Annotated in this window: 28 protein-coding genes; 1 reads left to right on the top strand and 27 read right to left on the bottom strand. The window is 47.2% G+C overall.

The annotated features are described in order from the left end of the window. Positions 1–99 precede the first annotated feature (99 nt). The 21 genes from trmD to SB724_RS03510 form a co-directional block, all read right to left on the bottom strand. Entirely contained in the window at positions 100–831 is a 732-nt protein-coding gene (gene trmD / locus SB724_RS03610) for a tRNA (guanosine(37)-N1)-methyltransferase TrmD (RefSeq protein WP_410570120.1), read from the bottom strand. Then, positions 828–1,352 (bottom strand): ribosome maturation factor RimM, encoded by a 525-nt coding sequence (gene rimM / locus SB724_RS03605; RefSeq protein WP_003154290.1) that lies wholly within the window; start codon positions 1,350–1,352, stop codon positions 828–830. Before rimM ends, trmD begins: the two co-directional genes overlap by 4 nt. 4 nt (positions 1,353–1,356) lie before the next feature. Continuing rightward, complete coding sequence (locus SB724_RS03600; RefSeq protein ID WP_003154291.1) at positions 1,357–1,743, bottom strand: YlqD family protein; 387 nt, start codon at positions 1,741–1,743, stop codon at positions 1,357–1,359. A gap of 90 nt (positions 1,744–1,833) precedes the next feature. Continuing rightward, positions 1,834–2,079, bottom strand: a complete 246-nt coding sequence (locus SB724_RS03595; RefSeq protein ID WP_007611392.1) for a KH domain-containing protein — start codon at positions 2,077–2,079, stop codon at positions 1,834–1,836. After that, positions 2,079–2,351: a 30S ribosomal protein S16 gene (gene rpsP, locus SB724_RS03590; RefSeq protein WP_410570118.1), complete on the bottom strand. Its 273-nt coding sequence runs from the start codon at positions 2,349–2,351 to the stop codon at positions 2,079–2,081. The genes SB724_RS03595 and rpsP overlap by 1 nt, the downstream gene beginning before the upstream one ends. 105 nt (positions 2,352–2,456) lie before the next feature. Continuing rightward, on the bottom strand, positions 2,457–3,797 hold the full coding sequence (gene ffh / locus SB724_RS03585; protein ID WP_007409763.1) for a signal recognition particle protein: 1,341 nt from the start codon (positions 3,795–3,797) through the stop codon (positions 2,457–2,459). Positions 3,798–3,810: 13 nt separating this feature from the next. Then, entirely contained in the window at positions 3,811–4,143 is a 333-nt protein-coding gene (locus tag SB724_RS03580) for a putative DNA-binding protein (RefSeq protein ID WP_003154299.1), read from the bottom strand. A 109-nt stretch (positions 4,144–4,252) separates the two neighbouring features. Continuing rightward, a complete protein-coding gene (locus SB724_RS03575) occupies positions 4,253–5,035 on the bottom strand; it encodes a phosphotransferase family protein (RefSeq protein ID WP_410570115.1) in 783 nt (260 codons plus the stop codon). Between the two features lie 83 nt (positions 5,036–5,118). Next, positions 5,119–6,108: a signal recognition particle-docking protein FtsY gene (gene ftsY / locus SB724_RS03570; RefSeq protein ID WP_038457996.1), complete on the bottom strand. Its 990-nt coding sequence runs from the start codon at positions 6,106–6,108 to the stop codon at positions 5,119–5,121. 19 nt (positions 6,109–6,127) lie between these two features. Next, complete coding sequence (gene smc, locus SB724_RS03565) at positions 6,128–9,688, bottom strand: chromosome segregation protein SMC (protein WP_410570113.1); 3,561 nt, start codon at positions 9,686–9,688, stop codon at positions 6,128–6,130. A 101-nt stretch (positions 9,689–9,789) separates the two neighbouring features. Next, on the bottom strand, positions 9,790–10,539 hold the full coding sequence (gene rncS, locus SB724_RS03560; RefSeq protein ID WP_014417754.1) for a ribonuclease III: 750 nt from the start codon (positions 10,537–10,539) through the stop codon (positions 9,790–9,792). Between the two features lie 138 nt (positions 10,540–10,677). Further along, a complete protein-coding gene (gene acpP / locus SB724_RS03555; RefSeq protein ID WP_003154310.1) occupies positions 10,678–10,911 on the bottom strand; it encodes an acyl carrier protein in 234 nt (77 codons plus the stop codon). 84 nt (positions 10,912–10,995) lie between these two features. Next, positions 10,996–11,736 (bottom strand): 3-oxoacyl-[acyl-carrier-protein] reductase, encoded by a 741-nt coding sequence (gene fabG, locus SB724_RS03550; protein WP_003154312.1) that lies wholly within the window; start codon positions 11,734–11,736, stop codon positions 10,996–10,998. Continuing rightward, positions 11,729–12,682 carry an ACP S-malonyltransferase gene (gene fabD / locus SB724_RS03545; RefSeq protein WP_003154316.1) on the bottom strand — a complete coding sequence of 318 codons (954 nt, stop codon included), beginning with the start codon at positions 12,680–12,682 and terminating at the stop codon, positions 11,729–11,731. Before fabD ends, fabG begins: the two co-directional genes overlap by 8 nt. A gap of 18 nt (positions 12,683–12,700) precedes the next feature. Further along, positions 12,701–13,699 (bottom strand): phosphate acyltransferase PlsX, encoded by a 999-nt coding sequence (gene plsX / locus SB724_RS03540; protein WP_007409758.1) that lies wholly within the window; start codon positions 13,697–13,699, stop codon positions 12,701–12,703. Positions 13,700–13,712: 13 nt separating this feature from the next. Beyond that, positions 13,713–14,279: a transcription factor FapR gene (fapR, locus tag SB724_RS03535; protein ID WP_003154320.1), complete on the bottom strand. Its 567-nt coding sequence runs from the start codon at positions 14,277–14,279 to the stop codon at positions 13,713–13,715. 106 nt (positions 14,280–14,385) lie between these two features. After that, positions 14,386–16,434, bottom strand: coding sequence for an ATP-dependent DNA helicase RecG (gene recG, locus SB724_RS03530; protein WP_032874873.1), 2,049 nt, complete (start codon positions 16,432–16,434; stop codon positions 14,386–14,388). Beyond that, positions 16,412–17,314: an L-serine ammonia-lyase, iron-sulfur-dependent, subunit alpha gene (sdaAA, locus tag SB724_RS03525; RefSeq protein ID WP_003154324.1), complete on the bottom strand. Its 903-nt coding sequence runs from the start codon at positions 17,312–17,314 to the stop codon at positions 16,412–16,414. The genes recG and sdaAA overlap by 23 nt, the downstream gene beginning before the upstream one ends. 20 nt (positions 17,315–17,334) lie before the next feature. Continuing rightward, the gene (sdaAB, locus tag SB724_RS03520) at positions 17,335–17,997 is read right to left on the bottom strand and encodes an L-serine ammonia-lyase, iron-sulfur-dependent subunit beta (protein WP_003154325.1); all 663 of its coding nucleotides are present in this window, start codon (positions 17,995–17,997) and stop codon (positions 17,335–17,337) included. Between the two features lie 142 nt (positions 17,998–18,139). Continuing rightward, the gene (locus SB724_RS03515; protein ID WP_038457982.1) at positions 18,140–19,807 is read right to left on the bottom strand and encodes a DAK2 domain-containing protein; all 1,668 of its coding nucleotides are present in this window, start codon (positions 19,805–19,807) and stop codon (positions 18,140–18,142) included. Between the two features lie 15 nt (positions 19,808–19,822). After that, positions 19,823–20,185 (bottom strand): Asp23/Gls24 family envelope stress response protein, encoded by a 363-nt coding sequence (locus SB724_RS03510; protein WP_003154327.1) that lies wholly within the window; start codon positions 20,183–20,185, stop codon positions 19,823–19,825. 258 nt (positions 20,186–20,443) lie between these two features. Here SB724_RS03510 and rpmB point away from each other — a divergent pair, with 258 nt between their 5' ends. Further along, complete coding sequence (rpmB, locus tag SB724_RS03505; RefSeq protein ID WP_003154328.1) at positions 20,444–20,632, top strand: 50S ribosomal protein L28; 189 nt, start codon at positions 20,444–20,446, stop codon at positions 20,630–20,632. A 77-nt stretch (positions 20,633–20,709) separates the two neighbouring features. On the opposite strand, the gene spoVM is transcribed toward rpmB, so the two are convergent. The 6 genes from spoVM to SB724_RS03475 form a co-directional block, all read right to left on the bottom strand. Then, complete coding sequence (gene spoVM, locus SB724_RS03500) at positions 20,710–20,790, bottom strand: stage V sporulation protein SpoVM (RefSeq protein WP_003154329.1); 81 nt, start codon at positions 20,788–20,790, stop codon at positions 20,710–20,712. 86 nt (positions 20,791–20,876) lie between these two features. Continuing rightward, on the bottom strand, positions 20,877–21,521 hold the full coding sequence (locus SB724_RS03495; protein WP_319465049.1) for a thiamine diphosphokinase: 645 nt from the start codon (positions 21,519–21,521) through the stop codon (positions 20,877–20,879). A gap of 69 nt (positions 21,522–21,590) precedes the next feature. Further along, complete coding sequence (rpe, locus tag SB724_RS03490; protein ID WP_410570108.1) at positions 21,591–22,241, bottom strand: ribulose-phosphate 3-epimerase; 651 nt, start codon at positions 22,239–22,241, stop codon at positions 21,591–21,593. Position 22,242: 1 nt separating this feature from the next. Further along, positions 22,243–23,133 carry a ribosome small subunit-dependent GTPase A gene (gene rsgA, locus SB724_RS03485; RefSeq protein WP_007409752.1) on the bottom strand — a complete coding sequence of 297 codons (891 nt, stop codon included), beginning with the start codon at positions 23,131–23,133 and terminating at the stop codon, positions 22,243–22,245. Between the two features lie 14 nt (positions 23,134–23,147). Beyond that, entirely contained in the window at positions 23,148–25,091 is a 1,944-nt protein-coding gene (pknB, locus tag SB724_RS03480; RefSeq protein ID WP_410570105.1) for a Stk1 family PASTA domain-containing Ser/Thr kinase, read from the bottom strand. Then, entirely contained in the window at positions 25,085–25,846 is a 762-nt protein-coding gene (locus tag SB724_RS03475; RefSeq protein WP_265971971.1) for a Stp1/IreP family PP2C-type Ser/Thr phosphatase, read from the bottom strand. Before SB724_RS03475 ends, pknB begins: the two co-directional genes overlap by 7 nt.

Below are 25,846 nucleotides of genomic sequence, written 5' to 3'. Positions count from 1 at the left end.
CAAGGCACAGCGGAACATCGTTTTCAAGCTTCTGAAGGATAAGCCTCCTTAAGCCACAAGTAGTATCTTATCATATCTTCATCGCCTGCGCAATAGAATCTATTCGTTTTCCCACTCGGAAATCCATTTTCTTTGCTCATCAGTGAGAGGATAGTTTTCAAGAAGATCCGGACGTCTTAAAAAGGTTCTTCTGATTGATTCTTTATTGCGCCATTCTTGTATTTTGGCATGGTTGCCGGACAGAAGGGTCTCAGGCACTTTTAAGCCTTTATAATCTGCTGGCCTCGTATAGTGCGGATGCTCTAAAAGCCCCGTGCTGAAGGAATCCTCCACGTGGGATGCTTCTTTTCCGAGGACGCCCGGCAAAAGCCTGACAACGCTGTCAGCGATCATCATGGCAGGGAGCTCTCCCCCGGTCAGCACAAAATCCCCGATGGAGATTTCATCAGTGACAAGATGTTCCCGAATCCGTTCATCATACCCTTCATAATGTCCGCAAATAAACATGAGATGCTCCTCTTCCGCCAGCTCCTCGGCTTTCTTCTGCGTATAACGCTCACCTTGCGGGCAGACGAGGATAATGCGCGGCTTGGCGTCCGTACCGGCTGTCAGCTTTTCAACCGCATCAAATACAGGCTGCGGCTTTAACACCATCCCGGCTCCCCCGCCGTACGGGTAATCATCAACCGTTTGGTGTTTATTATCCGAAAAAGTGCGGAAATTGATGACGTCAAAACGGACAGCCTCTTTTTCCTGTGCTTTTTGCAGAATGGATGAGCCGAGCACCCCTTGAAACATTTCGGGAAACAGTGTTAAAAAGTCGATTTTCATTCGTCTATTAACCCTTCCATTACATGAATCTTAATTTTCTTCTCATTTATATTAATATCCTTTACCACAGAAGCAATATACGGAATGAGCGCATCTTTTTTGCCTTTTCTTGCAACCACCCATACGTCATTAGCCCCGGGCGTCAAGATTTCCTTCACTGTGCCGATCAGTTCCCCGTCTTCTGACACAACCTCGCAGCCGATGATTTCATGAAAATAAAACTCATCTTCTTCAAGCTCTCCCAAGTCTTCTTCAGGGACTTTGATCACCATGTTTCTTAGGTGTTCGACTTCATTGAGACTCGGCATTTCTTTGAATTGCAGCAGGTGAAACTGCTTGTGAAGCCTGTGGGCGCTGACCGTTACTTTGATTGGCTCCGCAGCCCCTTCCGCAAACAAATAAAGCGTATTGCCGGGCTTGTACCGTTCTTCGGCAAAGTCCGTTTTAGAAATGACCCGCACTTCGCCTTTAATGCCGTGGGTATTTACAATTTTGCCTACATTAAACCATCTGTTTGTCATATTATCACCTCGGGCGGATTTCAATTACTACCCCGTCTTTTATGACGATGGTATTTGCCGCTGTTTTTTCATGCCAGTTATCACCGACGTTGATTGAAAGCAGCGCATCGATCTCCTTTTCCTTCACTTCGCTTCCAAGCGGGAGCGACTCTGTCTGGCTTATTTGGAAATCGATCATTTTGATTTTGTCTTGTCTTTTTTCAATGGCTTTTTTAAAAGATTCCGCTACATCGGGATTCTGCTGATCTTTTTCATGTTTTCTAAGCTGAAAATAGAGCTGGCTGCATTCTCGTTCAAGCGTTTGCTTTTTTTCTGCAAAAGAGGCCAAAAGCTTTTCCTTGCTTTGCTCGGTCAGAACCTGCATAACGGTTACCCTGTGAATAATCTGCATAGGACCAGACTCCCCACTCTTCCAACATATTTCTGTTCATTTGCCTTTTTTACGTGTAAAAAAAGGGGAGGTGCCGGCCCTCTCCCTTTTTCAGTCAAATATTTCAAATTGAACTTTCTTAGAAGACTGTGCGCCAGCTGCAAAAACGACGGTTCGAATCGCTCTTGCAGTCCGGCCTTGCTTTCCGATAATCTTACCGGTATCTGACTTATTGACAGATAAGCGCAGCGCAATCTTTTGATCAGTCTCTTCCTTTGTGACCGTTATGTCTTCCGGATGGTCGACAAGCGGAGCCACAATGCTGACAATCAAATCTTCCAAGTTCTGATCAGTCATTACTTGCTTTGTTTAGCGTTGTGGAATTTTTCCATAATTCCTTGGCTTGAGAACAAGTTGCGGACTGTATCAGAAGGTTTAGCTCCTGTTTGAAGCCATTTAAGAGCAAGCTCTTCGTTGATTTTCACTTCAGCCGGCTTTGCAACCGGGTTGTATGTGCCGACTGTTTCGATGAAACGGCCGTCACGCGGTGAACGAGAATCTGCTACAACAATACGATAGAAAGGAGATTTTTTTGCTCCCATACGTTTTAAACGAATTTTTACTGCCATTTTACTAGCACCTCCGAAAATATTTCAACAAGATAGTATATTAACAATGATAAAAGTGTTTGTAAAGTGTTTTTTCTTAACAACGGTTTTATCATGTATAACCGATTACATAAAAGGTAATTTAAAGCCTTTTTTCTTCCCTTTTGTCATGTTGGTCATCTGCTTCATCATTTTTTTCATTTCCTCAAACTGCTTTAAAAGACGGTTGACTTCCTGAACGGATGTTCCGCTTCCTTTGGCAATCCGCTTCCGCCGGCTGGCGTTAATGATATCCGGCTGTTCTTTTTCAAGAACAGTCATTGATTTAATGATCGCTTCCACATGATTCAGCTGTTTTTCATCGACTTGGATGTTTTTTAAGCCTTTCATTTTGCCTGCGCCGGGCATCATTTGCAGCAGTTCGTCAAGAGGCCCCATGTTTCGGACCTGGCCGAGCTGCTCCAGAAAATCATCCAATGTGAAGCTCATCGTTCTCATTTTCTGCTCAAGCTCTTTGGCTTTGTCTTCATCAACGGTCGCCTGAGCTTTTTCAATCAGCGTCAGCACGTCACCCATTCCGAGAATCCGGGATGCCATCCGTTCAGGATGGAATGCTTCAAGAGCATCGAGCTTTTCTCCCATTCCGGCGAATTTAATCGGCGTTTCGGTGACCGCGCGGATAGAAAGCGCCGCACCTCCGCGGGTATCCCCGTCAAGCTTTGTTAAAATGACGCCCGTTAAACCGAGCTGGTCATTAAAGCTTTTGGCGACGTTTACCGCATCCTGGCCGGTCATTGAGTCGACGACAAGGAAAATTTCCTCAGGATTTGCGACTTCCTTTACGCCGGAGAGCTCATCCATCAGTTCATGATCGATGTGCAGCCGTCCGGCGGTATCTAAAATCACATAATCATGATGCTCTTCCTTCGCTTTTTCAATCGCCTGTCTGGCAATTTCCACCGGGCTGACCTGATCGCCAAGCGAAAAGACCGGCATATCAAGCTGTTTCCCCAGTGTTTCCAGCTGTTTAATCGCGGCGGGGCGGTAAATATCCGCAGCCACGAGCAGCGGTTTGCGGTTATGTTTTTTGCGCAGCAGGTTGGCAAGCTTCCCCGTGGTTGTCGTTTTACCGGCACCTTGGAGCCCGACCATCATAATAACGGTCGGCGGGCGTTTGGCGACGGCAATTTTGCTTTCTTCGCCGCCCATCAGCTCGGTAAGCTCTTCTTTTACGACTTTAATAACCTGCTGACCGGGTGTCAGACTCTGCATAACGTCCTGTCCGACAGCCCGTTCACTTACTTTTTTCACAAAATCCTTTACGACTTTAAAGTTAACGTCAGCCTCAAGAAGCGCAAGACGAACTTCACGCATCATCTCTTTTACGTCTTGTTCGCTGACTTTTCCTTTTCCGCGGATTTTTGAAATCGTCTTTTGCAGTCGGTCGGCTAATCCTTCAAATGCCATTGTTTGCCGCCTCCTAATCTAATTTCTCAAGCGCTTCAATCAGAGCCGTCATTTTTTCCTCTTCCTGCAACCCGGAAGCAAGCTCTTTCAGCTTTGTAAACATTTCTTTACGCTCCTGAAACTTTTTAAAAAGGAGCAGTTTTTCTTCATATTGTTCAAGCATCGCTTCAGTCCGTTTGATGTTATCGTAAACGGCTTGCCTTGAAACGTCATACTCTTCGGCTATTTCACCAAGGGAGAAATCGTCCAGATAATAAAGCGACATATAGCTCTTTTGTTTTGACGTCAGCAACGACTGATAGAAGTCAAATAAATAGTTCATTCTCGTCGTTTTTTCGAGCGACATTTGAGCTCTCCCCTTTGTTAAGTCAAATCCCTTTACAAAAACTTAGTTTACATGGTTTCAGAGCATGTGTCAAGTTTTTATCTTGTCAAAGCATGATGCTCTTTTTACATCATAAGTTTTTTAAAAAAAATTCATATAGACCGTCGTTAAAATACTCGAATTCTTGTTTTGATACACGATAGCGGCAATAGCCTTCGTAAAAAGCATTGAGGCATGCTTCATTTGTGACAAAATGACTGATCGCTAATGATTCATCATATCGCGGATCTCCCGCCGATATTCCCGCAGCATCGATAAACAGATAGACCTCTCCGTCTTTCACCAGCACATTATCAGTCGTGCAGTCACCGTGAATCATTGTCTGCTGAACAGGAACAGGCCTGTACCTGTCCAATTCCTTCAAAAGCTCTGCACTTCCTTCAGCCTGTCCTTTTTTGACATATTCTCCGGCTCGTTTGATTTGCAGATCGAGCCAGTCTGTTTCCGGCTGTAAACCAGAGACCATTTCGGTTTCATGCAGCCGCTGCAGAAACTGGCCGAAACTTTTGATCAGCTTTTTCTTTTCAGTATCCCCTTTTGCTTTTCTTAAAGCCGAAGTCAGGGTGATTCCATCCTCAAATGACATTAGGATATGGCTGGCATGCTGTTCCTGTATCATCCCATAATAAATAGGAACAGGCAGACGACGAGTTTCCGTCAGTTTTTGTAAAATGAAGGCTTCTCTCATTAACCATTCCCGATACTTCTGTTGAAAAGAACTTTTCAGCAGAAATGCGTCTTGGCCGGTCACTATTTTTCGAACGGTTGAAGTGCCTCCCTGTTCATCCAACAGCGACATATGGTTTATCGAGCCAATCTTACTTTCCAATTCAGCTTTCAGCCATTTGTCCAACAATTGCCCCCTCCATTCCGATCTATCAATGCGTATAAAAAAACGAGTATAAAACCGTCCATTTTATACTCGTTTTTTATTCATTAATCCTCGGCTTTTTCAACTAAATCAGAAAAGAGACCGTATACGTAAGATTCTGCATCAAACCGCTGGAGATCGTCAACCTTTTCTCCGAGGCCGACCAGTTTCACGGGGATGTGAAGCTCATTGCGGATCGCCAGGACGATACCGCCTTTTGCGGTGCCGTCAAGCTTCGTTAACGCGATACCCGTCACATTCGTCGCTTTGGAGAATTCTTTCGCCTGCGCCATCGCATTTTGGCCTGTCGTCGCGTCCAGCGCAAGGAGAACCTCATGCGGAGCCTCAGGCACTTCGCGTTCGATGACGCGTTTGACTTTTTCAAGCTCTTTCATTAAGTTTACTTTATTCTGAAGGCGGCCGGCCGTATCACAAATCAGCACATCCGCTCCTCTTGCTTTAGCCGCGTGTACGGCATCATAAATAACCGCAGCAGGGTCGCTTCCGGCAGCCTGTTTAATGACAGGCACGCCTGTACGCTCCCCCCACACTTCAAGCTGTTCAATCGCCCCGGCTCTGAAGGTGTCTCCGGCAGCGAGCACAACGGATTTGCCTTCATTTTTCAGCTTATGGGCAAGTTTTCCGATCGTTGTCGTTTTTCCGACGCCGTTTACCCCGACAAGCAGAATAACGTTCAGGCGCCCGTCCTGAATATTTAATTCAGAAATCTGTTCGTCGCCGCTGTTATAAATGTCGACAAGCTTTTCAGAAATGACGGACTGCACTTCCTGAGGATCCTGGATGTTTTTCAGCTTCACTTCATTTTTGAGCTCATCAATCAGCTCCATAACGGTTGTAAAACCGACGTCAGCGCCAATCAGCACTTCCTCAAGCTCCTCGAAGAAATCCTCGTCGACCTTCCGGTAGCGGGAGACGAGTTCGTTCACTTTATTTGAGAAGGAATTTCTTGTTTTTTCAAGACCATCTTTAAATTTTTCAGAGACGGAGTCTGTCTGTTTCGTGATTTTCTCTTTTAATTTTTTAAAAAAGCTCATCTTTCAACCTCTTTCCTCGTTACTGAACGAATTCTTTTGTTTCTTCCAGTTTGACCGAAACCATTCGGGAAACGCCGGATTCCTGCATCGTAACACCGTAGAGGACATCCGCTTCTTCCATGGTGCCTTTTCTGTGGGTGATAACGATAAACTGGCTGTCGCCGCTGTATTTTTTTAAATATTGCGCAAACCTGAATACATTGGCTTCATCAAGCGCAGCTTCCACCTCATCAAGGACGCAGAACGGCACGGGCCTTACTTTCAGAATGGAGAATAAAAGGGCAATGGCAGTCAGCGCCCGTTCTCCCCCTGACAAAAGATTTAAGTTTTGCAGTTTTTTGCCCGGAGGCTGCGCGATAATGTCCACCCCGGAATTAAGAAGATCATTCGGATCAGTCAGCTTCAGTTCAGCCCGTCCTCCTCCGAATAAAGAACGGAACACGTCATTGAATTGAGAACGGATCTGGACAAACGTTTCATGGAATCGCTTCGTCATTTCAGAATCCATTTCTTCAATGACTTGAAACAGTGTGTTTTTCGCTTCCGTCAGGTCATTTTTCTGCTCTGTTAAAAACTGATACCGTTCGTTTACTCTTTCAAATTCATCGATGCTGCCGAGATTGACCGTTCCGAGCTCTTCAATTGAAAGCTTGATCAGTTTGACCCGTTTTCTCGCCTCTTCAGGCTCGAGTTCGAGCTGATATTGTTCTTTTGCCCCTTCAAAGGATAGGCTGTACTCCTCGCGTAAATACTGCAAGAGATTATCAAGCTCGACTTCCATCCGGCCGAGTTTTACCTCTTCATCTTTCAGAATGTCCGTTTTTTGCTTGTACAGACGCTTCATCTCTTTCAGCTCAAGCTCGTTCGTATCAAGCGCCCTCTGAAGCTTCACCCGCTGGTCGCGCCGGCTGGCGATCAATTCGATCGTTCTCGTTTTATCGTGAAGCTTATGATGGGCTGCTTCTTCAAGCTGCTCCTCACCGCTTGTGCTGGACGTCATCTCTGAGGTCAGGAGGCTTAAATCTTCCCGTGTTTCTTTCAGAGCGAGCTGCGTTTCTTCAAGCTCTTTTTTCAGCCTTTTGAGGTTGTCTTCCTCACTCGAGCACGCCTGTTCTTTTTTCGCAGCGGCCACTTTACATTCCGTCAGTTCATGAGAGAGCGTTTCTTTTGTTGAGGATAGGGTCTGCTTTTGTTTTGTCAGCCTTTCCATCTCTTCCTCAAGCTCTTTCAGCTGGCCGGATGCCTCACTCAGCTGTTCTTCCAGAGCTGATTTGCGCGTCTCTTTTTCCCGGCTGCTTTCCGTCAGCGATGCTTTCTCCTGATCGTAAAGCTCCAGATGGGTATTGATGTTCTTTTCAGCGACTTCGAGTTCATACAGCCTGCCTTTTACATCCTGCTGCTTTGTTCTGAAAGCTTCACCGTCTTCACGGAGACCGCTCAGCGTATGTTCATGCTCTTGAATGGCCTGCTTCAGCGTTTTGACCTCTTTTTCGAGCAGAGCTGTTTTTTCTTCCATTTCGGCAAGCCGCGCAGTCACCGTCTCAAGCTCACGGCTTCTGCCGAGCAGCGAATTGTTTTTCTTTTTGACCGCGCCGCCTGTCATTGATCCGCCTGGATTGACGACATCGCCCTCAAGCGTCACGATGCGGTAGCGGTGCCCGAGAAGCTTGGCCAGTTCATTTGCGCCTTTTAAATCTTCAGTGATCAGCACGGTGCCGAGAAGGTTTTGAATGACATTCCGATACGCGGCATCATATGTGACAAGCCCGCTCGCTGTGCCGAGGAAAGATGGATGCTTCTGAGCCGTCTGTTCATCACGGGTTTGGAGCTGGCGCGGTTTCATAACCGTAAGCGGCAGGAACGTCGCGCGGCCGAATGAATTCTGTTTTAAATATTGAATCGCTTTCCGCGCCGCCTGCTCGTCGTCTGTGACAACGTGCTGCGCCGCTGCGCCGAGTGCAATCTCGATCGCCGTTTCATACTTTTGTTCGGTAGCAATCAGTTCGAGAACGGCGCCGCGGATGCCGCCAAGCTGCTCTTTCTGCTTCAGCACTTCTTTTACGCCTTGGTAAAATCCTGAAAAATCGCCTTGCATCGTTTCAAGCATATCTTTTTTGGATCTGGCCTGCTGGACGAATTGATATGCCTGATACAGCGCAGATTCTTTCTTTTCATATTGTCGTTTTTTCTGTTCATATGCTGTCTGGACTTCGCGAAAGCGGACGACCTGATTGTGAATATCCTCTTCAACGGCGGCCAATTCTTCTTCGCACGCCGCTTTGCGGACTGCAATATCGTTTCGTTCTTCAAGGTATTTTTCATTGTTTGCGGTCAGTCTCGCCTGCTGGATCGCAGATTGGGACATCTGGTCATCTAAAAGCTGCAGCTCGTTGCGAATCGACGCCTGGCTGTTTAACAATTCAAAGTAATCGCTTTTTAATTGTTCGATTTTGTCTTCTACATTTTCATTATGCAGACTGAGTGCCTGCTGCTTTTCTTTCACCTGGGCGTTTAACTGCTTCACTTCCGCACGCAGCTTATCATAGACGGCAGACTGTTTTTCAATGTCCGCTTTCAGTTCGGCTTCTTTGTTCGTGTAATGTGTAACGGATTCCTCAAGCTGTTCCCGGTTTTGCGCGGCGTTTTTTTTGCGCTCTTTCAGCACTTCTTTCCGGCCTTCCAGCTTTTCCAGCTCTTCACTTGTCACGAGCAGAACCTGCTGCAGTTCGTTGACGGATTCATCAAGCGCGTGGATTTTATCTCTCGTCTCTTCTATCACTGCTTCTTTTGCGGACAGAGCCGATGATTCCGCCAATTCTTCTTCTTTAGCAGCCTGCACCTTGTCTTTTAAACCCGACCATCTGCCATGCAGTTCTTCGATGTCAAAGGCGGTAAGGGCGATTTCGACATGCTCAAGCTCTTTCTTTTTTTCTAAGTAGTCTTTGGCGATTGATGCCTGGATTTTCAGCGGTTCGACCTGATCTTCAAGCTCGTGGAGAATATCTTCCACCCTGTTTAAGTTATCCTGCGTCTCAAACAGTTTGTTTTCCGCTTTTTTCTTTCTTGTTTTGTATTTCAGCACGCCGGCCGCTTCTTCAAAAATACTGCGGCGGTCTTCCGCTTTGCTGCTGAGAATCTCTTCGACTTTCCCCTGGCTGATAATAGAGAATGCTTCTTTTCCGAGCCCGGAGTCCATAAATAAGTCAATGATGTCTTTCAGGCGGCACTGCTGATTGTTGATGAGAAATTCACTTTCTCCGGAACGGTACACCCGTCTCGTCACGCTGACTTCGTGGTAATCGATCGGGAGAAAATGATCTTCATTATCAAGCGTTAACGTGACTTCGGCAAGGTTCAGCCGCTTGCGCGAATCACTTCCCGCAAAAATGATATCTTCCATTTTTCCGCCCCGAAGCGAGCGGGCTGATTGTTCGCCGAGCACCCAGCGGATGGCTTCGGTAATGTTGCTCTTTCCGCTGCCGTTCGGACCGACAACGGCCGTGACGCCTTTTACAAAGTCAACGGATATCCGTTCTGCAAATGATTTAAATCCTATAACGTCTAAACGTTTGAGGAACATCCCAGATCCTCCTTATCGTATAAGTATCTCAATATTATCATAATCACCCGCTTATATCAGGCGCAGACATACTGAAATCCCCCTAGGGAAACAGGGGGATTTTATTGTTTCGTATGATGTTTTTGCATTTTTGCAAGAGCTTCCTGTGCCGCATGCTGCTCGGCTTCTTTTTTGGAACGTCCGTTCCCGATACCGAGCGCCTCACCTTTAAGAGAGACAAGCGCCTCGAATTCCCGGTTGTGGGCAGGCCCTTTTTCATTGAGAATTTTGTACTCAAGCGATCCTTTTCCGTCCCGCTGTACAAATTCTTGAAGCTGGCTTTTGAAATCCATCACATGAGAAAAAGCACCATCGTTTATTTTAGGGAACACGTACACTTTCAGGAATTGCTGAACCGGCTCAAGGCCCTGATCCAGATACAGTGCGCCGATAAACGCTTCAAACACATCCGCTAAAAGCGCAGGACGCTTTCTGCCGCCCGTCATTTCTTCTCCTTTTCCCAAGAGAACAAGATCGCCGAATGACAATTCATGGGCAAGTGAGACGAGTGACGGCTCGCATACGATAGCGGCTCTCAGCTTCGTCAAATCTCCTTCACTCATGGCCGGATATTTGGCAAATAAGAATTGGGAGATCGTCAGTTCCAAAACAGCGTCACCTAAAAATTCAAGCCTTTCATTGTCTTCATACGGCTTTTTCCGATGCTCATTCACATAAGATGAATGTGTAAATGCTTGATACAAAAGTTTCTCGTTTTGAAAATGAACCGAAATCCGTTCTTGGAACTCTTTAAATTGCTCTATTTTTTTATAGAACTTTTTTTTATCTTTAAAATGTGAGTGTTTTGACATAGTAACCTCCATAGGCACATCAGGTTCACTGCGCTCCCCGCCGTAAACGGAATCGGCAGCGCGTACAGCGTCAGACGCCGGTAACCGAACGATTAAAGGGCTAAAGCCCCGCTGTCAGGCGGGACTTTTAGCATCAGCTTATTGCTGGTTTTGTATGTAGTTCACAGCGTCGCCGACTGTTGCAATCTTTTCAGCATCTTCGTCAGAAATCTCCATATCAAACTCGTCTTCAAGTTCCATAACAAGCTCAACTACATCTAGGGAATCAGCACCTAAGTCTTCCTTGAAAGAAGCTTCAAGTTTGACGTCAGCTTCATCAACGCCAAGGCGGTCTACGATGATTTTCGTTACACGCTCTAATGTATCTGCCATAGCAATTCACCTCCCCTCAAGTATTATAGAGGATTCGTTTTTAAAAAACTAGAGAAACTAGGATGAAATTTTAAAAACAAATCTTTACATCACCATTCCGCCGTCAATATGAAGGGTTTGGCCCGTCATATAACGCGATCCTTCAGACGCAAGGAACGTAACAACGCTGCTGATATCGGAAGGATCACCGAAACGCGCGAGCGGAATCTGCTTCAGCATTTCATCTTGGACTTCTTTAGAAAGCTTGTCCGTCATATCTGTAGAAATAAAGCCCGGAGCAATGGCATTGACCGTAATATTTCGGCTCGCAAGCTCTTTGGCTGATGACTTCGTTAAGCCGATTACACCGGCTTTTGCCGCCACATAGTTCGCCTGCCCAGGGTTTCCGCTGACGCCGACGATTGATGATACGTTGATAATCCGGCCGGAGCGCTGTTTCATCATCTGTCTTGTCACGGCTTTCGTGCAGTTGAATACACCTTTCAGGTTAATGTTAATGACATCATCCCATTCATTTTCTTTCATTCTCATCAGAAGATTGTCTTTTGTGATCCCCGCATTGTTCACGAGAATGTCGATTGAAGAAAATGCAGCGACAGCCTCTTTCATCATGTTTTGTACTTCTTCGGAATTTGATACATCGGCTTTTACCGCGATCGCGTTTCGGCCCAAAGATTTGATTTCATCTACGACTTCGTTCGCTTTCGCTTCATTCCCGGAGTAGTTGACTACTACGTTACAGCCGTTTTTCGCAAGATCAAGCGCGATCGCCCGCCCGATTCCGCGGGACGCTCCCGTTACCACTGCTGTTTTTTCATTAAGCATCCTGATTCTCCTCCTTCAGCGTTTGAATCGCCAGTTCGATGGTTTCATGGTCAGAAACCGAGATTGTTTTAAGGCGGCGGTTCACTTTTTTCACAAGGCCTGAAAGCACTTTTCCGGGCCCGATTTCAACAAACGTCGTGACGCCTTCGTCAATCAGTTTGTTAATGGTTTCTTCAAAGCGAACAGGTGAATACAGCTGTTCGATCAGTTTTTTCTTGATATCGTCTTTTTCTGTCATAACGTCAGCCGAAACGTTTGAAATCACGGGAACAGCCGCATTTTTTAACTCACAGGCGCTGAGCACCTCCTCGAGTTTTTGCGCTGCCGGCTTCATTAATTCAGAATGGAACGGTCCGCTTACTTCTAATGGGATTGCCCGTTTGGCTCCGTTGTTTTTCGCTTCTTCTGAAGCCAGCTCCACGCCTTTTGCCGTTCCGGAAATGACGATCTGGCCGGGGCAGTTCAGGTTTGCAAGCTGTACGAGATGACCGTTTTCCGTCACTTGATCCGTCACCTTTTTCAAGGACTCCGCATCCATTCCGAGAATCGCTGCCATGGCGCCTTCTCCGGCCGGCACGGCTTCATTCATGAATTCTCCCCGTTTTCTTACCGTGTAAACGGCATCTTTAAATGTCATCGCTCCCGCCGCAACAAGCGCCGAATATTCTCCGAGGCTGTGGCCGGCGGTGAAATCAGGGGTGATGCCGGATTCTTTAAACTTTTCCAATACGGCGATGCTTGTTGTCAACAGCGCGGGCTGCGCATTGTATGTAAGGGTCAATTCTTCGGCGTCACCTTCAAAAATGAGCGAGCTCAGCTTTGTTTCAAGCGTTTCATCCGCTTCATCAAAAATACGTTTTGACGCTTCTTCGCGTTCGTACAGGTCTTTTCCCATACCGATATATTGTGATCCCTGTCCGGGAAATAAAAATGCAATCTTACTCATGATGCGGTAACCTCCAGACTACTCATCTGTTTTTTCTTCTTTTACTTCTTCTTCTATAAATGCGGCCACGTTTTGGCTGACCATTTCTCTCGCCTGGCGCAGCGCATGGTAAACAGCGCGTGCGTCAGAAGAGCCGTGCGCTTTAACGACGGGCGCTTTCAAACCGAAAAGACTCGCCCCGCCGTACTCAGAATAGTCCATTTTCAGTTTCATTTCCATCAGCTTCGGCTTCAGCACTCCCGCTGCGAGCTTAGAAACAAAACTTGAAGTCAGTGTATCTTTCAGCATTTTAAAAATCGATAACGCTGAACCTTCCAATGTTTTCAACGTGACGTTGCCCGTAAAGCCGTCTGTGACGATGACGTCAGCAGCGCCTTCGAGCAAGTCTCTCGCCTCTACGTTTCCGACAAAATTCACGTTTGTTTCTTTTAATAATTCAAACGTCTTTTTTGTCAGGTCGTTTCCTTTCTTTTCTTCCGTGCCGACATTTAACAAGCCGACGCGGGGCGAGCTGATTCCGAGAACCTGCCGGGCATATACAGATCCCATAATTCCGTACTGGACGAGATGCTCCGGTTTGGCATCGACATTGGCTCCCACGTCCAAAAGAAGGAAACCGTCGCCTGAAACGGTCGGAAGCGTCGGCGCAAGCGCAGGCCGGTCGATTCCTTTAATTCTGCCGACGATAAACAGTCCCGCTGTCATGAGTGCGCCTGTATTCCCCGCTGAGATGCAGGCGTCCGCTCTGTTTTCAGCCACTTCCTGCGCCATCAGCACCATAGAAGAGTTTTTCTTTCTGCGTACGGCGCGGACCGGTTCATCCGTCGGTTCAATCACTTCATCGGCGTGCAACACAGTGATGCGGTCTGATGTTGTTGGCAAGTGTGATTCTATCGTTGTCTTGTCACCGACCAGCGTAATATGAAGATCGTCAAATGCCTCAATACTCTTCATTACTCCGTCAATAACAGCTTTGGGTGCGTTGTCGCCTCCCATTGCATCTACAGCTATTCTCATGCATGCTCCACCTTTATGATTGTTTTGAACGGTACATGTCAAAGCTGCCGGAGAACACGACTTCTTCTCCCACATAGCTGTTGACTTCAACTACCGTTCTGCCTTTTTCTTTTTCGACTGCCGTCACTTTGGCTTTCGCAACGACGCGCTCGCCTTCTTTCACCTGTCTTGTAAAGCGGATATTTGCGCTTGCGGTCAGCGCCAGCTCATCATCAATGACGGCTACGGCGAGTGAGTTCGCCTGCGCAAACAAATGATGCCCCCGCGCAATTTGATTGCGGCTGAAGACATGTTCGCGTCTTACTTCTAATATGGAAATGGCCTGGCCGTCAAGCTCCAGATCAATAATTTCACCGATCACTTCGTCTAAAGACAGTGATTTCACTTCATCATCAAGCGTTTGTTCTGCCACGTTTTTAATTCTTTCCCTCAGCTCCGGTATTGAGAGCTCTAAGCGGTCTAAACGGATCGTCTGAATGCTGACGCCGAACTTCCCCGCTAATTCTTCATCTGTGATGAAGGGTGTCGATTTGATCGTCTGCTGCAATAGTTTTTGGCGTTCTTTTTTGCTTCTTCTCATCTGTAAACACCATCCGGACAATTAAGACTAGGTACTAATAGTAGTATATAATCTCATAGATTGGAATGCAATGATTGTTTTTTGAAAGCCGCCGAATTTTACAGAATCAGCTTAATTTCTCCCCTTCCAGGACGCCGCTTGAAAGTAATTGACCGCGCAGCATGCGGTATTCGTCATCTTTCCAAAAAGCCTCTGAAGACACCAGATTGGCCGCATCCTGGCGGGCCGTCTCCAAAGCTCTGTAGTCATGAACCATATCCGCCACCTTGAACTCGGGCATACCGCTCTGTTTTTTCCCGAAGAAATCCCCGGGACCGCGCAGTTCAAGGTCCTTTTCAGACAGCTCGAAGCCGTCGTTTGTCTCCGACATGATTCTCATCCGTTCCTTCCCGGTTTCGGATTTCGGATCTGCCATCAAGATGCAGAAAGATTGGTGGTCTCCCCGCCCGACCCGGCCGCGGAGCTGGTGGAGCTGAGATAATCCGAAACGGTCGGCGTCATAGATGACCATAATCGTCGCATTCGGCACGTTCACCCCGACTTCTACGACGGTTGTTGACACAAGTACCTGACATTGATTGGCACTGAATTCTCTCATCACCTGATCTTTTTCATCAGAATGGAGCTTCCCGTGCATCAGGCCGACATTCCATTTCCCGCGGTAAACGTCAGACAGCATGTTATATACGTCAATCGCATTCTGTACATCCAGTTTATCCGACTCTTCAATGAGCGGGCAGATAATATAGGCTTGCCTTCCCTGTTTCAGCTCTTTTTCTATAAAAGCCAAAATCCGCTCCAGCATGTCGTGTTTCACCCAATACGTTTCGATTTGTTTTCGCCCCGCGGGCATTTCATCTATCACGGAAACATCCATTTCTCCGAAGACGGTAATGGCCAACGTTCTCGGAATCGGGGTGGCTGTCATAAACAGCACATCCGGATCCTGGCCTTTATTCTTGAGTTTTTTGCGCTGTTCGACTCCGAACCTGTGCTGCTCGTCCGTAATAACAAGGCTCAGCGCTTTAAATTCCACTTCGTCCTGGATTAAAGCATGGGTCCCTACTAAAATATCAATCTCTCCGAGAGCAAGCCGCTCCAAAAGCTCCCTGCGCCGCTTTCCTTTAACAGAACTCGTCAAGAGCGCGATATTCACATCTTCATTTGCAAACAACGATACGAGAGAATCTGCATGCTGTTCGGCCAGAATTTCAGTCGGCACCATTAATGCCCCCTGATACCCCGACAGAATCGCAGCGTACAAAGCGATGGCGGCGACGGCCGTTTTCCCTGAACCGACATCACCTTGCAGCAGACGGTTCATTCGGTAAGGGGATGTCATATCAGCGGTAATTTCCCGAAGCACGCGCGTCTGTGCGGTTGTGAGCGAAAACGGCAGGCTGTCTGTGAAAGCGGCGAGCTTTTCAGCAGGAAACACATGGCTGATGCCTTTTGACTGTTCCCTTTCCGCTTTACGGAACGCCTGCATTTTCAGCTGAAATAATAAGAATTCCTCGTAAACAAACCGGCGTCTTGCCTGCTGTAACGATTCCCTCGTTTCAGGCTGATGCATCGTCTGCAGGGCATGTTTGTAATCAGGCAGCTTGTAGCGGATTCTCAATTTTTCAGGAAGCGGATCGGCCGCACTGTCCAAATGATGCTCCAGCGCTTCCTTAATAAACCGTCTCATCATTTTTACGGTGACGTTTTCTTTAACGGAATAAACAGGCTCAATGCTTTTATCTTCTTGATGAGGACCGTTTTTTAATTCCTGCACGGAAACGGTCTGTCTGTGTTTATCCCATTTCCCGGATATTGTGACGACAGAACCTAACGTCAGTTTCTTTTTTAAGTAGGGACGGTTAAAGCAGACCGCGGTAATTAAATAATTGCCGACAAGCACCCTGAATGTCAGCCTGTTTCGTTTTTTGCCGTAATAGGTAAGAGAAGGTTCTGAATGAACCTTCCCTTCTACCGTCACTCTTTCTTCATGTTTTACTTCTTCTAAGTCCCTCAGCTCATAGTCGTCATAACGGTAAGGGAAATAATTCAGAAGATCAGAAATGTCATAGATACCAAGTTCGTGCAATGTTTTTTCTGTTTCCGGCCCAATGCCCTTAATTTCCGCTATACTAGTTTGCTGATGGTGTGTCACTTGATTTCAGCGCTCCTCCGAAAATTTTTTTCTCTAATTCTCTTCCCGTCGGTGTCGCGGCTAAACCGCCTTGTCCCGTTTCACGCAGTGCTGTCGGCATTGTCTGGCCGATTTTGTACATCGCGTCAATCACCTCATCGCAAGGAATGCGGCTTGTAATCCCGGCCAGCGCCATATCCGCCGCGATCATTGCGTTGGATGCTCCCATTGCGTTTCGTTTGACACACGGCACTTCTACCAATCCGGCGACCGGGTCACATACGAGACCGAGCATATTTTTCAGTGTAATCGCCATTGCTTCCGCTGATTGCTGAGGCGTTCCGCCCGCCATTTCCACAATCGCAGCCGCTGCCATGCCTGATGCTGACCCGACTTCCGCCTGACAGCCTCCTGCCGCTCCTGAAATACTCGCATTATTTGCTACGACAAAACCGAACGCGCCGGCTGTAAACAGAAAACGGATCATTTGTTCTGTCGTAGGGTTCAGCTTATGCTTTACGGCGAATAACGTTCCCGGCACAACCCCGGCAGAACCGGCGGTCGGTGTAGCGCAGATCGTTCCCATGGCCGCATTGACTTCATTTGTCGCGACAGCTTTAGAAACGGCGTCTAAAATCAGATTGCCCGACAGGCTTCTTCCCGATTGGATGTATGCCTGAAGTTTCACGGCATCTCCGCCTGTTAAACCGGTCTGACTCGTGACGCCCTTCAGCCCTTTTTCAACAGCTGCTTCCATGACGGAGAGATTGCGCTCCATTCCTTGAAAGATTTCTTCCCGCGTTTTTTGCGTTACTTCCATCTCTTGGGTGATCATCACTTCCGAAATCGGAATTTGTTTTTCTTGAGTGATTTCTATTAATTCTTTTACATTACGAAACATGTCATTTTCCTCCTGACTTTTTAGTCAGCTATCTTAGTAACCTGTATAATATTAGGAAGTGTTGAAAGCTCGTCAAGCACTTCTTCTTCAATATTCTGATCGACCTCAATCGTCATCAGCGCAAGCTGGCCGACGTCCTTACGCGCCACTTCCATATGTCCGACGTTGATAGAGAATTTCGCAAGCACATTGGCAACGCCTGCAATCGTGCCGAATTTATCATTGTGAACGACTAAAATAGCCGGATGGTTTCCGGAAAGACGCAGCTCAAAGCCGTTGAGCTCCGTGATTTCTATTTTTCCGCCGCCGATGGAAATACCGGTAAGGGCAAGCTCTCCCTCATCATCAGAAATGACGATACGCGCTGTATTCGGATGAACAGGCACGGCATCCTCTGTACGGAACTCTACATATATGCCCTTCTCTTCCGCAATTTGAATCGCTGTTTTAATCCGTTCATCAAATGTATCAAAATCAAGCAGGCCGCCGATAATCGCGACATCAGTGCCGTGACCCTTATATGTCTCCGCAAATGATCCGTAAAAAGACACAACGATCCGGCGGGGCTCCCGCCTGAATAGGCTTCTGGCCACTCTGCCGATCCGGGCGGCGCCTGCGGTATGTGAACTGGACGGACCGATCATTACCGGGCCGATAATATCAAAAACGCTTCTATACTTCATGCTGGTTTGTTCCTCCTTAACATCACTCTATTCAGCGCTTTTCTTTAGACTAATTGAACATTTCTCAATTGGCAAGCAGGCACACTGCCGCACTGCCGCAGGTAAATAAAGGCATAAGAATAGAAGGGCCTGATAAGCCCTTCTACTCTGCCGCAAATATATATGGATACAGAGGCTGTCTGCCGTTATGGATTTCAACCTCGATATCTTCACAGACGCTTGCAATATACTCAGCAAGTTTCTCAGCTTCTTCTTCCGGCGCGTCCTCTCCGTACAGGATGGTGACGATTTCATCTTCTTCCCCGATCATTTCATCCAGCAGCAATTTCGCCGCACTCATCCGATCTTCGGCGCTGCCGATAATTGAACTGTTTAAAATGCCGATAAAATCACCTTTTTTAATATCTTTGCCGTCAATATGGGTGTCTCTGACTGAATATGTCACCTGTCCGCTTTTCACATTCCGGATGGCCTCAAGCATATTGGCTTCATTTACGTCAGCCGGCTGGTCAGGGTTAAACGCAAGCAGGGCGGTCATGCCTTGAGGGACCGTTTTTGCCGGAATGACAATGACATTTTCTTCAGCCACGCTCGCCGCCTGATTGGCAGCCATCACAATATTGGAATTGTTCGGAAGAATGAAAACCGTCTCCGCATTGACAGACTGAACGGCTTCAACAATATCTTCCGTGCTCGGATTCATTGTCTGGCCGCCTTCGATTACGTGTGAAGCGCCGATGCTCGTAAACAATTCAGAAATGCCCTCTCCCATTGCCACAGTCACGATGCCAAAAGGCTTGCGGGCTTCTTTCATAACGCCGGCCGGCTTTTTTTCATCATGTTCTTGGCTGATGATTGAAGTATGCTGTTCCCTCATGTTTTCAATTTTAATTTTAATCAAATCGCCGTAACGCTGTGCGAGATTGAGTACGTTCCCTGGTTCTTCGGCATGAATATGGACTTTCGCCAGCGTATCATCAGCCACGACCAGCAATGAATCGCCGAAACGGCTCAGTTCATTTCTAAACGTCTCTTCCTTGAACGTCCGTTTATCTTGATCCAGCCTTACCATCACTTCCGTACAAAATCCGAATTCAATATCTTCTGTACTCAGCATGCTCTGCGCGCTTTTATGATGCTCGGCATTCACCATATCATCGAGTGCCGGAAGAACCGCTTTTTTCGGTACGGCCTCTCCTTTTAAAGCAGACAAAAAGCCTTCATATACACAAAGCAGACCTTTTCCGCCGCTGTCAACGACACCGACGTCCTTTAAAACAGGAAGCAGATCCGGCGTGCGGTTCAGCGACGCTTCCGCTTCTTCAATAACGGCCTCCATGAGAGCAATGATATCGGTTTCTTCTTTAGCCGAGGCGACCGCTTTTTTAGCCGCATCCTTGGCCACGGTTAAAATCGTTCCTTCAACCGGTTTCATGACCGCCTTATATGCCATATCCACTCCCGCTTGGAGTGCTGCGGCAAATTCTTGGGCGTCTATTTGGTTTTTGTTTTCAATGCTCTTTGTGAAACCTCTGAACAATTGGGACAAGATCACCCCTGAGTTTCCTCTCGCCCCCATAAGCAGGCCTTTTGACAGGGCGATGCCGACTTTGCCGATGTCGGGTGAGTCAATGTGCTCTACCTCTCTTGCACCGGATGACATCGATAAATTCATATTTGTTCCGGTATCGCCGTCAGGCACGGGAAACACGTTCAGCGCATCCACCGCGGATGCGTTTTGAGACAATGTCTCAGCCCCCGCCAGAATCATTGCCGCAAAAGCTCTCCCATCTAAGTTTCGTCTAGACAATACTCATCCTCCTCACTACGGGTTCGTTACTCGTACGCCTTGGACATAAATATTTACAGAATCAACTGCAAGTCCGATTGTTTGATTTACTGTGTATTTTACCTTCGTCTGAACATTGTGGGCTACTTCGGATATTTTAGTGCCGTAGCTGACAATAATGTACATGTCGATATGTATTTGTTCGGCTTCCTGACGGACATGTACGCCTTTTGCGAAGTTCTCTCTCCGGAGGATTTCAGACAAACCGTCTTTAATCTGGTTTTTTGAGGCCATCCCCACTATTCCGTAACAGTCAATGGCAGCGCCTCCGGCAACCATTGCGATGACTTCGTTGGATATATCAATCTGTCCGTATTTTGTCTTCATTTCAATGGACACACAGGTTCCTCCTTCAGGTGCATAGAGTTATCATTATTCTACTATATGTATCCCATTATGAAAAGAAAAGATACAGACAGCGGCCTTCAGCGCGGAAATGTGATTGGTTTTACATGTCAAGTGATTTTTCTTGAAAGTAAGGGAAACAATAGTTGCAAACGGTTTTTAGCTGTGGTAAATTATTTAAAGTATTGTATAACGAAAGCATCTGAGAAACTATGTTTGAAAAGATGTTTCGCGCAGTTAGGAGGGAAACAAATGGCACGTAAATGTTTTATTACAGGTAAAAAAACAAAAGCCGGAAACAACCGTTCTCACGCAATGAACGCTTCTAAGCGTACTTGGGGCGCCAACCTTCAAAAGGTCCGCATCCTTGTTGACGGCAAACCTAAAAAAGTGTATGTATCTGCCCGGGCTTTAAAATCCGGTAAAGTTGAGCGTGTATAAGCAAAAATGAACGCCTGCCCTTTTATGCGGCAGGCGTTTTTTATGCGTTCAAAGAGGGCAATTTCAGCTTCTTGGGCTTACTCTTTTCTAAATGAGCCCAGCATCGCCCGGACAATTCCTCCTAAAAACTTCGGCAATTTAATGGTATAAAATTTCATTTTGTCCCCTCCTATAAGTCCCGTATCCGCTGCGTTCATCACTTTAGGATTCATGGTTTTTTCCGCATATGGCAGAAGCCGCTTTTCTAATCCGCGCTCCTTACCATTATTAATATGCCTTTTGCAAACGAAAAAGTACCTCGTGAATGAATGAGTTCGTTACTAATACATAGTGTGGAACCCAGAGGAATATGACAATTATCAAGGGGATATTTAAAACCGTCGAGCGTCAGGCCGTCTGCCGCTTCCGTAAACGGAATGAAAGAAATATAGCGTCTGCTTGCTTTTTCTTCAATTGTATAACGGCCGGGCCCGAACATCTGAATGTCATTCTGCCGGTCGATCAGCTCGACATCGGTATTCTTATGTAAGGCTTTATACAGCAGCTGGATGTTCCCTAAAAAGTGATCGGCTCTTCCGCCCGTCACACCGAATATCCGAATGGTCTTCGGTTCTAGTTGTAAAGCCCAGTCAAGGGCGAGTTCAAGATCGGTATAATCTTTTTCCGCCTGATATACATGGAGGGCCGGCGCCGCTTTTTGAATCTGCATGAGCTCCTCTTCCGTAATGCTGTCAAAATCACCGAAAGCTTCCTGCGGAATGATTCCGGCCTCCAAAAGAGCAATCGTCCCTTTATCGACTCCGACCCACGTCGTATCTCCGCCTGTGTATTCGGATAGATCGGGAATAAGCTCCCGCGGGCCGCCCGCAACGATATTGATTGTCTTCATATGTTTTCCTCTCTCTTAGACGCGAAAAGAGCCGGCGGCTTTCTACCGGGCTCTTTTTCAGCATGTTTATTACGCGTTTCGGATGTCAGCGATGGCTTTTTTCCGATCCGGCTGATTATATACGGCAGACCCGGCAACAAGCAGATTGGCGCCCGCTTCAGCGCATAAAGGGGCTGTTTCTTTATTAACGCCTCCGTCCACCTCGATTAAAAGCTCAGACAGGCCTTTCTCCTCAGCCAGCTGTTTGACCTGACGGATTTTCGGCAGAACCGAATGAATGAAGCACTGTCCGCCAAAACCGGGGTTAACCGTCATTAACAGCACAAGGTCAAGCTCCTCGATCACATGTTCAATCATGTGGACGGGCGTATGCGGATTGAGCACAACTCCCGCTTTTACCCCCTGCTCTTTTATCAATTGAATGGTCCTGTGAAGATGCGGACACGCTTCAGCATGAACAGAAAGGATGTCCGCACCGGCTTTTGCGAATGCCGGGATGTAGCGGTCCGGGTTTTCAATCATAAGATGGACATCCAGCGGCAGATCAGTCACCGGACGGACGGCTTCAACGATAAGCGGCCCGATTGTAATGTTAGGGACGAAATGGCCATCCATGACATCAATATGGATATAGTCCGCCCCTCCTTTTTCCACGTCTTTAATTTCCTCGCCCAGTGAAGCAAAATCGGCGGAAAGAATTGATGGCGCAACCTTAATCATATTAATACCTCGGCTTTCTCTCTTTTATTTCCTGCATAAATTCTTTGTAATGCTCATAGCGGTACGGCTGAATCTCTCCTTCTTCCACCGCTTGCTTTACCGCGCATTTCGGCTCCTTAAGATGCAGACAGCCTCTGAATTTGCAAGAGGCGCTTATTTCTCTGATCTCAGGGAACGTGCTGCCCAGCTCTTCTTCCTCAATGCCGGTAAATTCAAGCGAACTGAATCCCGGAGTATCCGCCACAAGACCGCCTGATGTATGAATGAGCTCCACATGGCGCGTCGTATGTTTTCCGCGTCCCAAATGCGCGGAAATCTCGTTTGTTTTCAGCTCAAGCTCCGGGCTGATCGCATTTAAAAGCGAAGATTTTCCGACTCCCGACTGACCGGCAAACACCGTTGTTTTGTTCTCGAAGTGTTTCACAATGCCTGTTAAACCGCTGTTTTCTTTTGATGACGTCACATATACGTCATAACCGATCGCCTGATAGTCTTTCACATAAGAAAGTATCGCCTCTTTCGATTCCCCGTCTGCAGCTAAGTCCATTTTGGTTATGCAGATGATCGGGTGAATGCCGTTGGCTTCCACAAGGACGAGAAAACGGTCCAATAAGGACGTGCTGAACGCCGGCTGAACGGCAGAAAAGACAAGAACGGCCTGATCGACATTTGAAATCGGCGGCCTGATCAGCTCGTTTGTTCGTTCTTTGATTTCCAGCAGGTAGCCTTCTTTATCATTTTCAGCCTGATAAACGGCATAATCGCCGACCAGGGGCGTTATTTTATTTTTTCTGAAAATGCCCCGGCCCCTGCATTGAATGATCTTGTCCTGTGATTCATCCAAGACATAATAGAATCCGCTTAACGCTTTTATAATTTTGCCCTCAGGCATAGGGTCCCTCCTTGTCAGTCATTATCTTTCGGGTATTCAATCGTTTTGTAGCTGACAACTTTATGATCGACCATCACTTGATAATACCCCTTCTGTCCCTGATCAATCTTCAGTTCAATTGTTTTTTCAGTCGGCTCTTTTATTTTAAATGAGTCATACGTATCAGAGATGCTGTGGTCTTTATCATCGATGGCGATTTGCACTTCAAGCTCGTCCCCTTCATGTTCGGGTTCGTAAGGAATGCTGATTTTTTCTTTTACCGTTTTCGCCGGTTTTTCTTCAGGTCCGAGCGAGAACGTCACTTCAACATTACTTCCCGGCTTAACCGCAGTACCGGCTGACGGCTCTTGTTTCATGACTTGTCCTTCCGGCACGTCATCTGAATGGGCTTGTTTTTCAACAAGCTGCAGGCCGTTATCTTCAAGATACCCTGAAGCCGCTTCTTTGCTGTAAGTCTTTAAGTCCCTCAGCGTAACGTCCGCCGGGCCGAGGCTGACCGTTAGATTGACTTCATCGTCGCTTGCGACCATGTCGGTGCCGGCTGACGGGTTCTGATCAATTACGGTGCCGGCCTCGCTGTCATCGTTCTCTTCTTTGACATTGACATGTTTGAAGCCTTTTTCCTTCAGCGCTTTTTTTGCGTCGCCGATCTGCCGCCCTTTCACGTCGATCAGCTGGGTTTTCGGTTTTCCGATGCTTTTATACAGTTTTACAGAAGAGCCTTCTTTAACGGTAGACCCCGCTTTTGGGTCCGTTTTGACCATTAATTCCTCTTCTATTTTTTCATCTTCAATGTCCGTTATATCAGGATCCGCCCGGAGTCCGTTCTTTTCAAGCAGGGCTTCCGCTTTTTCGTACTTCATGCCCCGTACGTCGGGGACGCTTACATCTTTAGGCATAAATAAAGACGGAAACACGGTGACCGCAAGAACAGCCGCCATAATGAAAATGAAACAGACGGCCAGCAAAACCCACGGCCATTTCCGTTTTTTCTTTTTGGCGGGCTGCTGTTCCTTATCATCCGTCTCCCCCGGCGTTTCCGCCTGAGGCACGGCTTTTGCGCCGTCAGTAATAACGGGAATGGCTTTTGTCATTTCCTCATCATCCTGCACGGAAAACTTTTGTTCATTCAGCCTGCCGGCGTCAAAAGCCGTTCTGATGTCCGCTTCCATGTCCTCGGCGCTTTCATAGCGGTGAAACGGGTCTTTAGCGGTTGCCTTTAAAATAATGTTTTCAACGCTCTGCGGAATGGAAGGGTTCCACTTTCTGACGGAAGGCGTTTCTGTTTGCAGATGCTTTAGCGCTATGCTGACGGCTGATTCTCCGTCAAAAGGAATTTTACCTGTTAAAAGCTCAAACAGCACGATGCCGAGCGCGTAAATATCTGATTTTTTCGTTGCCAGACCGCCTCTCGCCTGCTCCGGAGACAAATAATGAACCGAGCCCAGCACAGAATTCGTATGTGTGATTGTTGTAGACGTAAGCGCTGTGGCGATGCCGAAATCCGTCACCTTGATATGCCCTAAATGATCTATCAATATATTGTGCGGTTTAATATCCCGGTGCACGATATGGTTTTGATGGGCATGAGCGATGGCCGAGACGATCTGCTCCATAACGGACAGCGCTTCTTTCGGATGGAGCGGCCCGTGTGCGTTTATGTATTCCTTTAATGTCATGCCTTCCACATATTCCATGACAATGTAATAAATATCGCCTTCCTCCCCGATATCGTAAATACTGACGATATTCGGATGATCGAGGCTTGATGCCGACTGTGCTTCTCTTCTGAAACGCCTGATAAAATCAATGTCATTCACAAAGTCAAACCGCAGAATTTTAATTGCGACTTCACGTTCGAGAATGATGTCCTCAGCTAAAAAAACGTTTGCCATTCCGCCGCCGCCAATGGGCCGGAGGATATGATAACGCCCGCTGATCCGCTTGCCGGTTAGCACTTGTCTTCACCCTCTTTTGCATCTGCGGAAAACTCAATCAACACAGCCGTGATGTTATCTTCGCCGCCGTTTTGATTCGCTTTGCTGATGAGAAGGTCTACTTTTTCCTGAGGATCAGATTCGGCTTGAAGCATTTGTTTGATCTCGTGATCTTCTATTTTATTTGACAGCCCGTCAGAGCATAAAAGCAGCTGATCGCCGTCAGACAGTTCAAAAGAACGGGCGTCGGGACTGATGGTTTCATCTGTCCCCAGCGCTCTCGTCAATACATTTTTCCGCGGATGGTGCTCGGCGTCCTCTTTCGAAATTTCCCCCGTCTTGACCAGCTCATTCACAAGCGAATGGTCCTCAGTCAGCTGAGTGAATTCCCCCTCTTGAAGCAGGTAGCACCGGCTGTCACCGATATGAGCCACAGTGACAAACTTCCCGGTGAATAAGGCGCAAACAACAGTGGTGCCCATTCCCCGGCATTCTTCATTCGCTTTAGCGTGGTCATGTACTTTGAGATTCGCCTCATGAATCCGGTCTTTCAGCCAATCCTCGCAAGCAGACGGCAGAGAAGGAACCGTTTCGGTCCGGTTCCACTGCTCTTCCATCGCCGCAATCGCCATCCTGCTCGCTACATCTCCGGCAAGATGACCGCCCATGCCGTCGGCGACAACCGCAAGCACCGCGTCTTCTTTTTTGAAAATGCCCGCCGCATCTTCATTATGCCGGCGGACTTTACCTGTATCTGTTTTCAAGGCTGTAATCAA

The sequence above is a fragment of the Bacillus sp. SIMBA_031 genome (assembly GCF_046535225.1).
GTDB classification, from domain to species: Bacteria; Bacillota; Bacilli; order Bacillales; family Bacillaceae; genus Bacillus; species Bacillus velezensis.
The sequence above is the reverse complement of the archived record's forward strand: the minus strand, read 5'-3'. Positions and strand labels throughout refer to the sequence as shown.

Bases quoted from the DNA above. Each gene is read 5' to 3' on its own strand.
- trmD (WP_410570120.1), bottom strand. From the start codon at position 831: ATGAAAATCGACTTTTTAACACTGTTTCCCGAAATGTTTCAAGGGGTG.
- rimM (WP_003154290.1), bottom strand. From the start codon at position 1,352: ATGACAAACAGATGGTTTAATGTAGGCAAAATTGTAAATACCCACGGC.
- SB724_RS03600 (WP_003154291.1), bottom strand. From the start codon at position 1,743: ATGCAGATTATTCACAGGGTAACCGTTATGCAGGTTCTGACCGAGCAA.
- SB724_RS03595 (WP_007611392.1), bottom strand. From the start codon at position 2,079: ATGACTGATCAGAACTTGGAAGATTTGATTGTCAGCATTGTGGCTCCG.
- rpsP (WP_410570118.1), bottom strand. From the start codon at position 2,351: ATGGCAGTAAAAATTCGTTTAAAACGTATGGGAGCAAAAAAATCTCCT.
- ffh (WP_007409763.1), bottom strand. From the start codon at position 3,797: ATGGCATTTGAAGGATTAGCCGACCGACTGCAAAAGACGATTTCAAAA.
- SB724_RS03580 (WP_003154299.1), bottom strand. From the start codon at position 4,143: ATGTCGCTCGAAAAAACGACGAGAATGAACTATTTATTTGACTTCTAT.
- ftsY (WP_038457996.1), bottom strand. From the start codon at position 6,108: ATGAGCTTTTTTAAAAAATTAAAAGAGAAAATCACGAAACAGACAGAC.
- smc (WP_410570113.1), bottom strand. From the start codon at position 9,688: ATGTTCCTCAAACGTTTAGACGTTATAGGATTTAAATCATTTGCAGAA.
- rncS (WP_014417754.1), bottom strand. From the start codon at position 10,539: ATGTCAAAACACTCACATTTTAAAGATAAAAAAAAGTTCTATAAAAAA.
- acpP (WP_003154310.1), bottom strand. From the start codon at position 10,911: ATGGCAGATACATTAGAGCGTGTAACGAAAATCATCGTAGACCGCCTT.
- fabG (WP_003154312.1), bottom strand. From the start codon at position 11,736: ATGCTTAATGAAAAAACAGCAGTGGTAACGGGAGCGTCCCGCGGAATC.
- fabD (WP_003154316.1), bottom strand. From the start codon at position 12,682: ATGAGTAAGATTGCATTTTTATTTCCCGGACAGGGATCACAATATATC.
- plsX (WP_007409758.1), bottom strand. From the start codon at position 13,699: ATGAGAATAGCTGTAGATGCAATGGGAGGCGACAACGCACCCAAAGCT.
- fapR (WP_003154320.1), bottom strand. From the start codon at position 14,279: ATGAGAAGAAGCAAAAAAGAACGCCAAAAACTATTGCAGCAGACGATC.
- sdaAA (WP_003154324.1), bottom strand. From the start codon at position 17,314: ATGTTTCGTAATGTAAAAGAATTAATAGAAATCACTCAAGAAAAACAA.
- sdaAB (WP_003154325.1), bottom strand. From the start codon at position 17,997: ATGAAGTATAGAAGCGTTTTTGATATTATCGGCCCGGTAATGATCGGT.
- rpmB (WP_003154328.1), top strand. From the start codon at position 20,444: ATGGCACGTAAATGTTTTATTACAGGTAAAAAAACAAAAGCCGGAAAC.
- spoVM (WP_003154329.1), bottom strand. From the start codon at position 20,790: ATGAAATTTTATACCATTAAATTGCCGAAGTTTTTAGGAGGAATTGTC.
- SB724_RS03495 (WP_319465049.1), bottom strand. From the start codon at position 21,521: ATGAAGACAATCAATATCGTTGCGGGCGGCCCGCGGGAGCTTATTCCC.
- rpe (WP_410570108.1), bottom strand. From the start codon at position 22,241: ATGATTAAGGTTGCGCCATCAATTCTTTCCGCCGATTTTGCTTCACTG.
- rsgA (WP_007409752.1), bottom strand. From the start codon at position 23,133: ATGCCTGAGGGCAAAATTATAAAAGCGTTAAGCGGATTCTATTATGTC.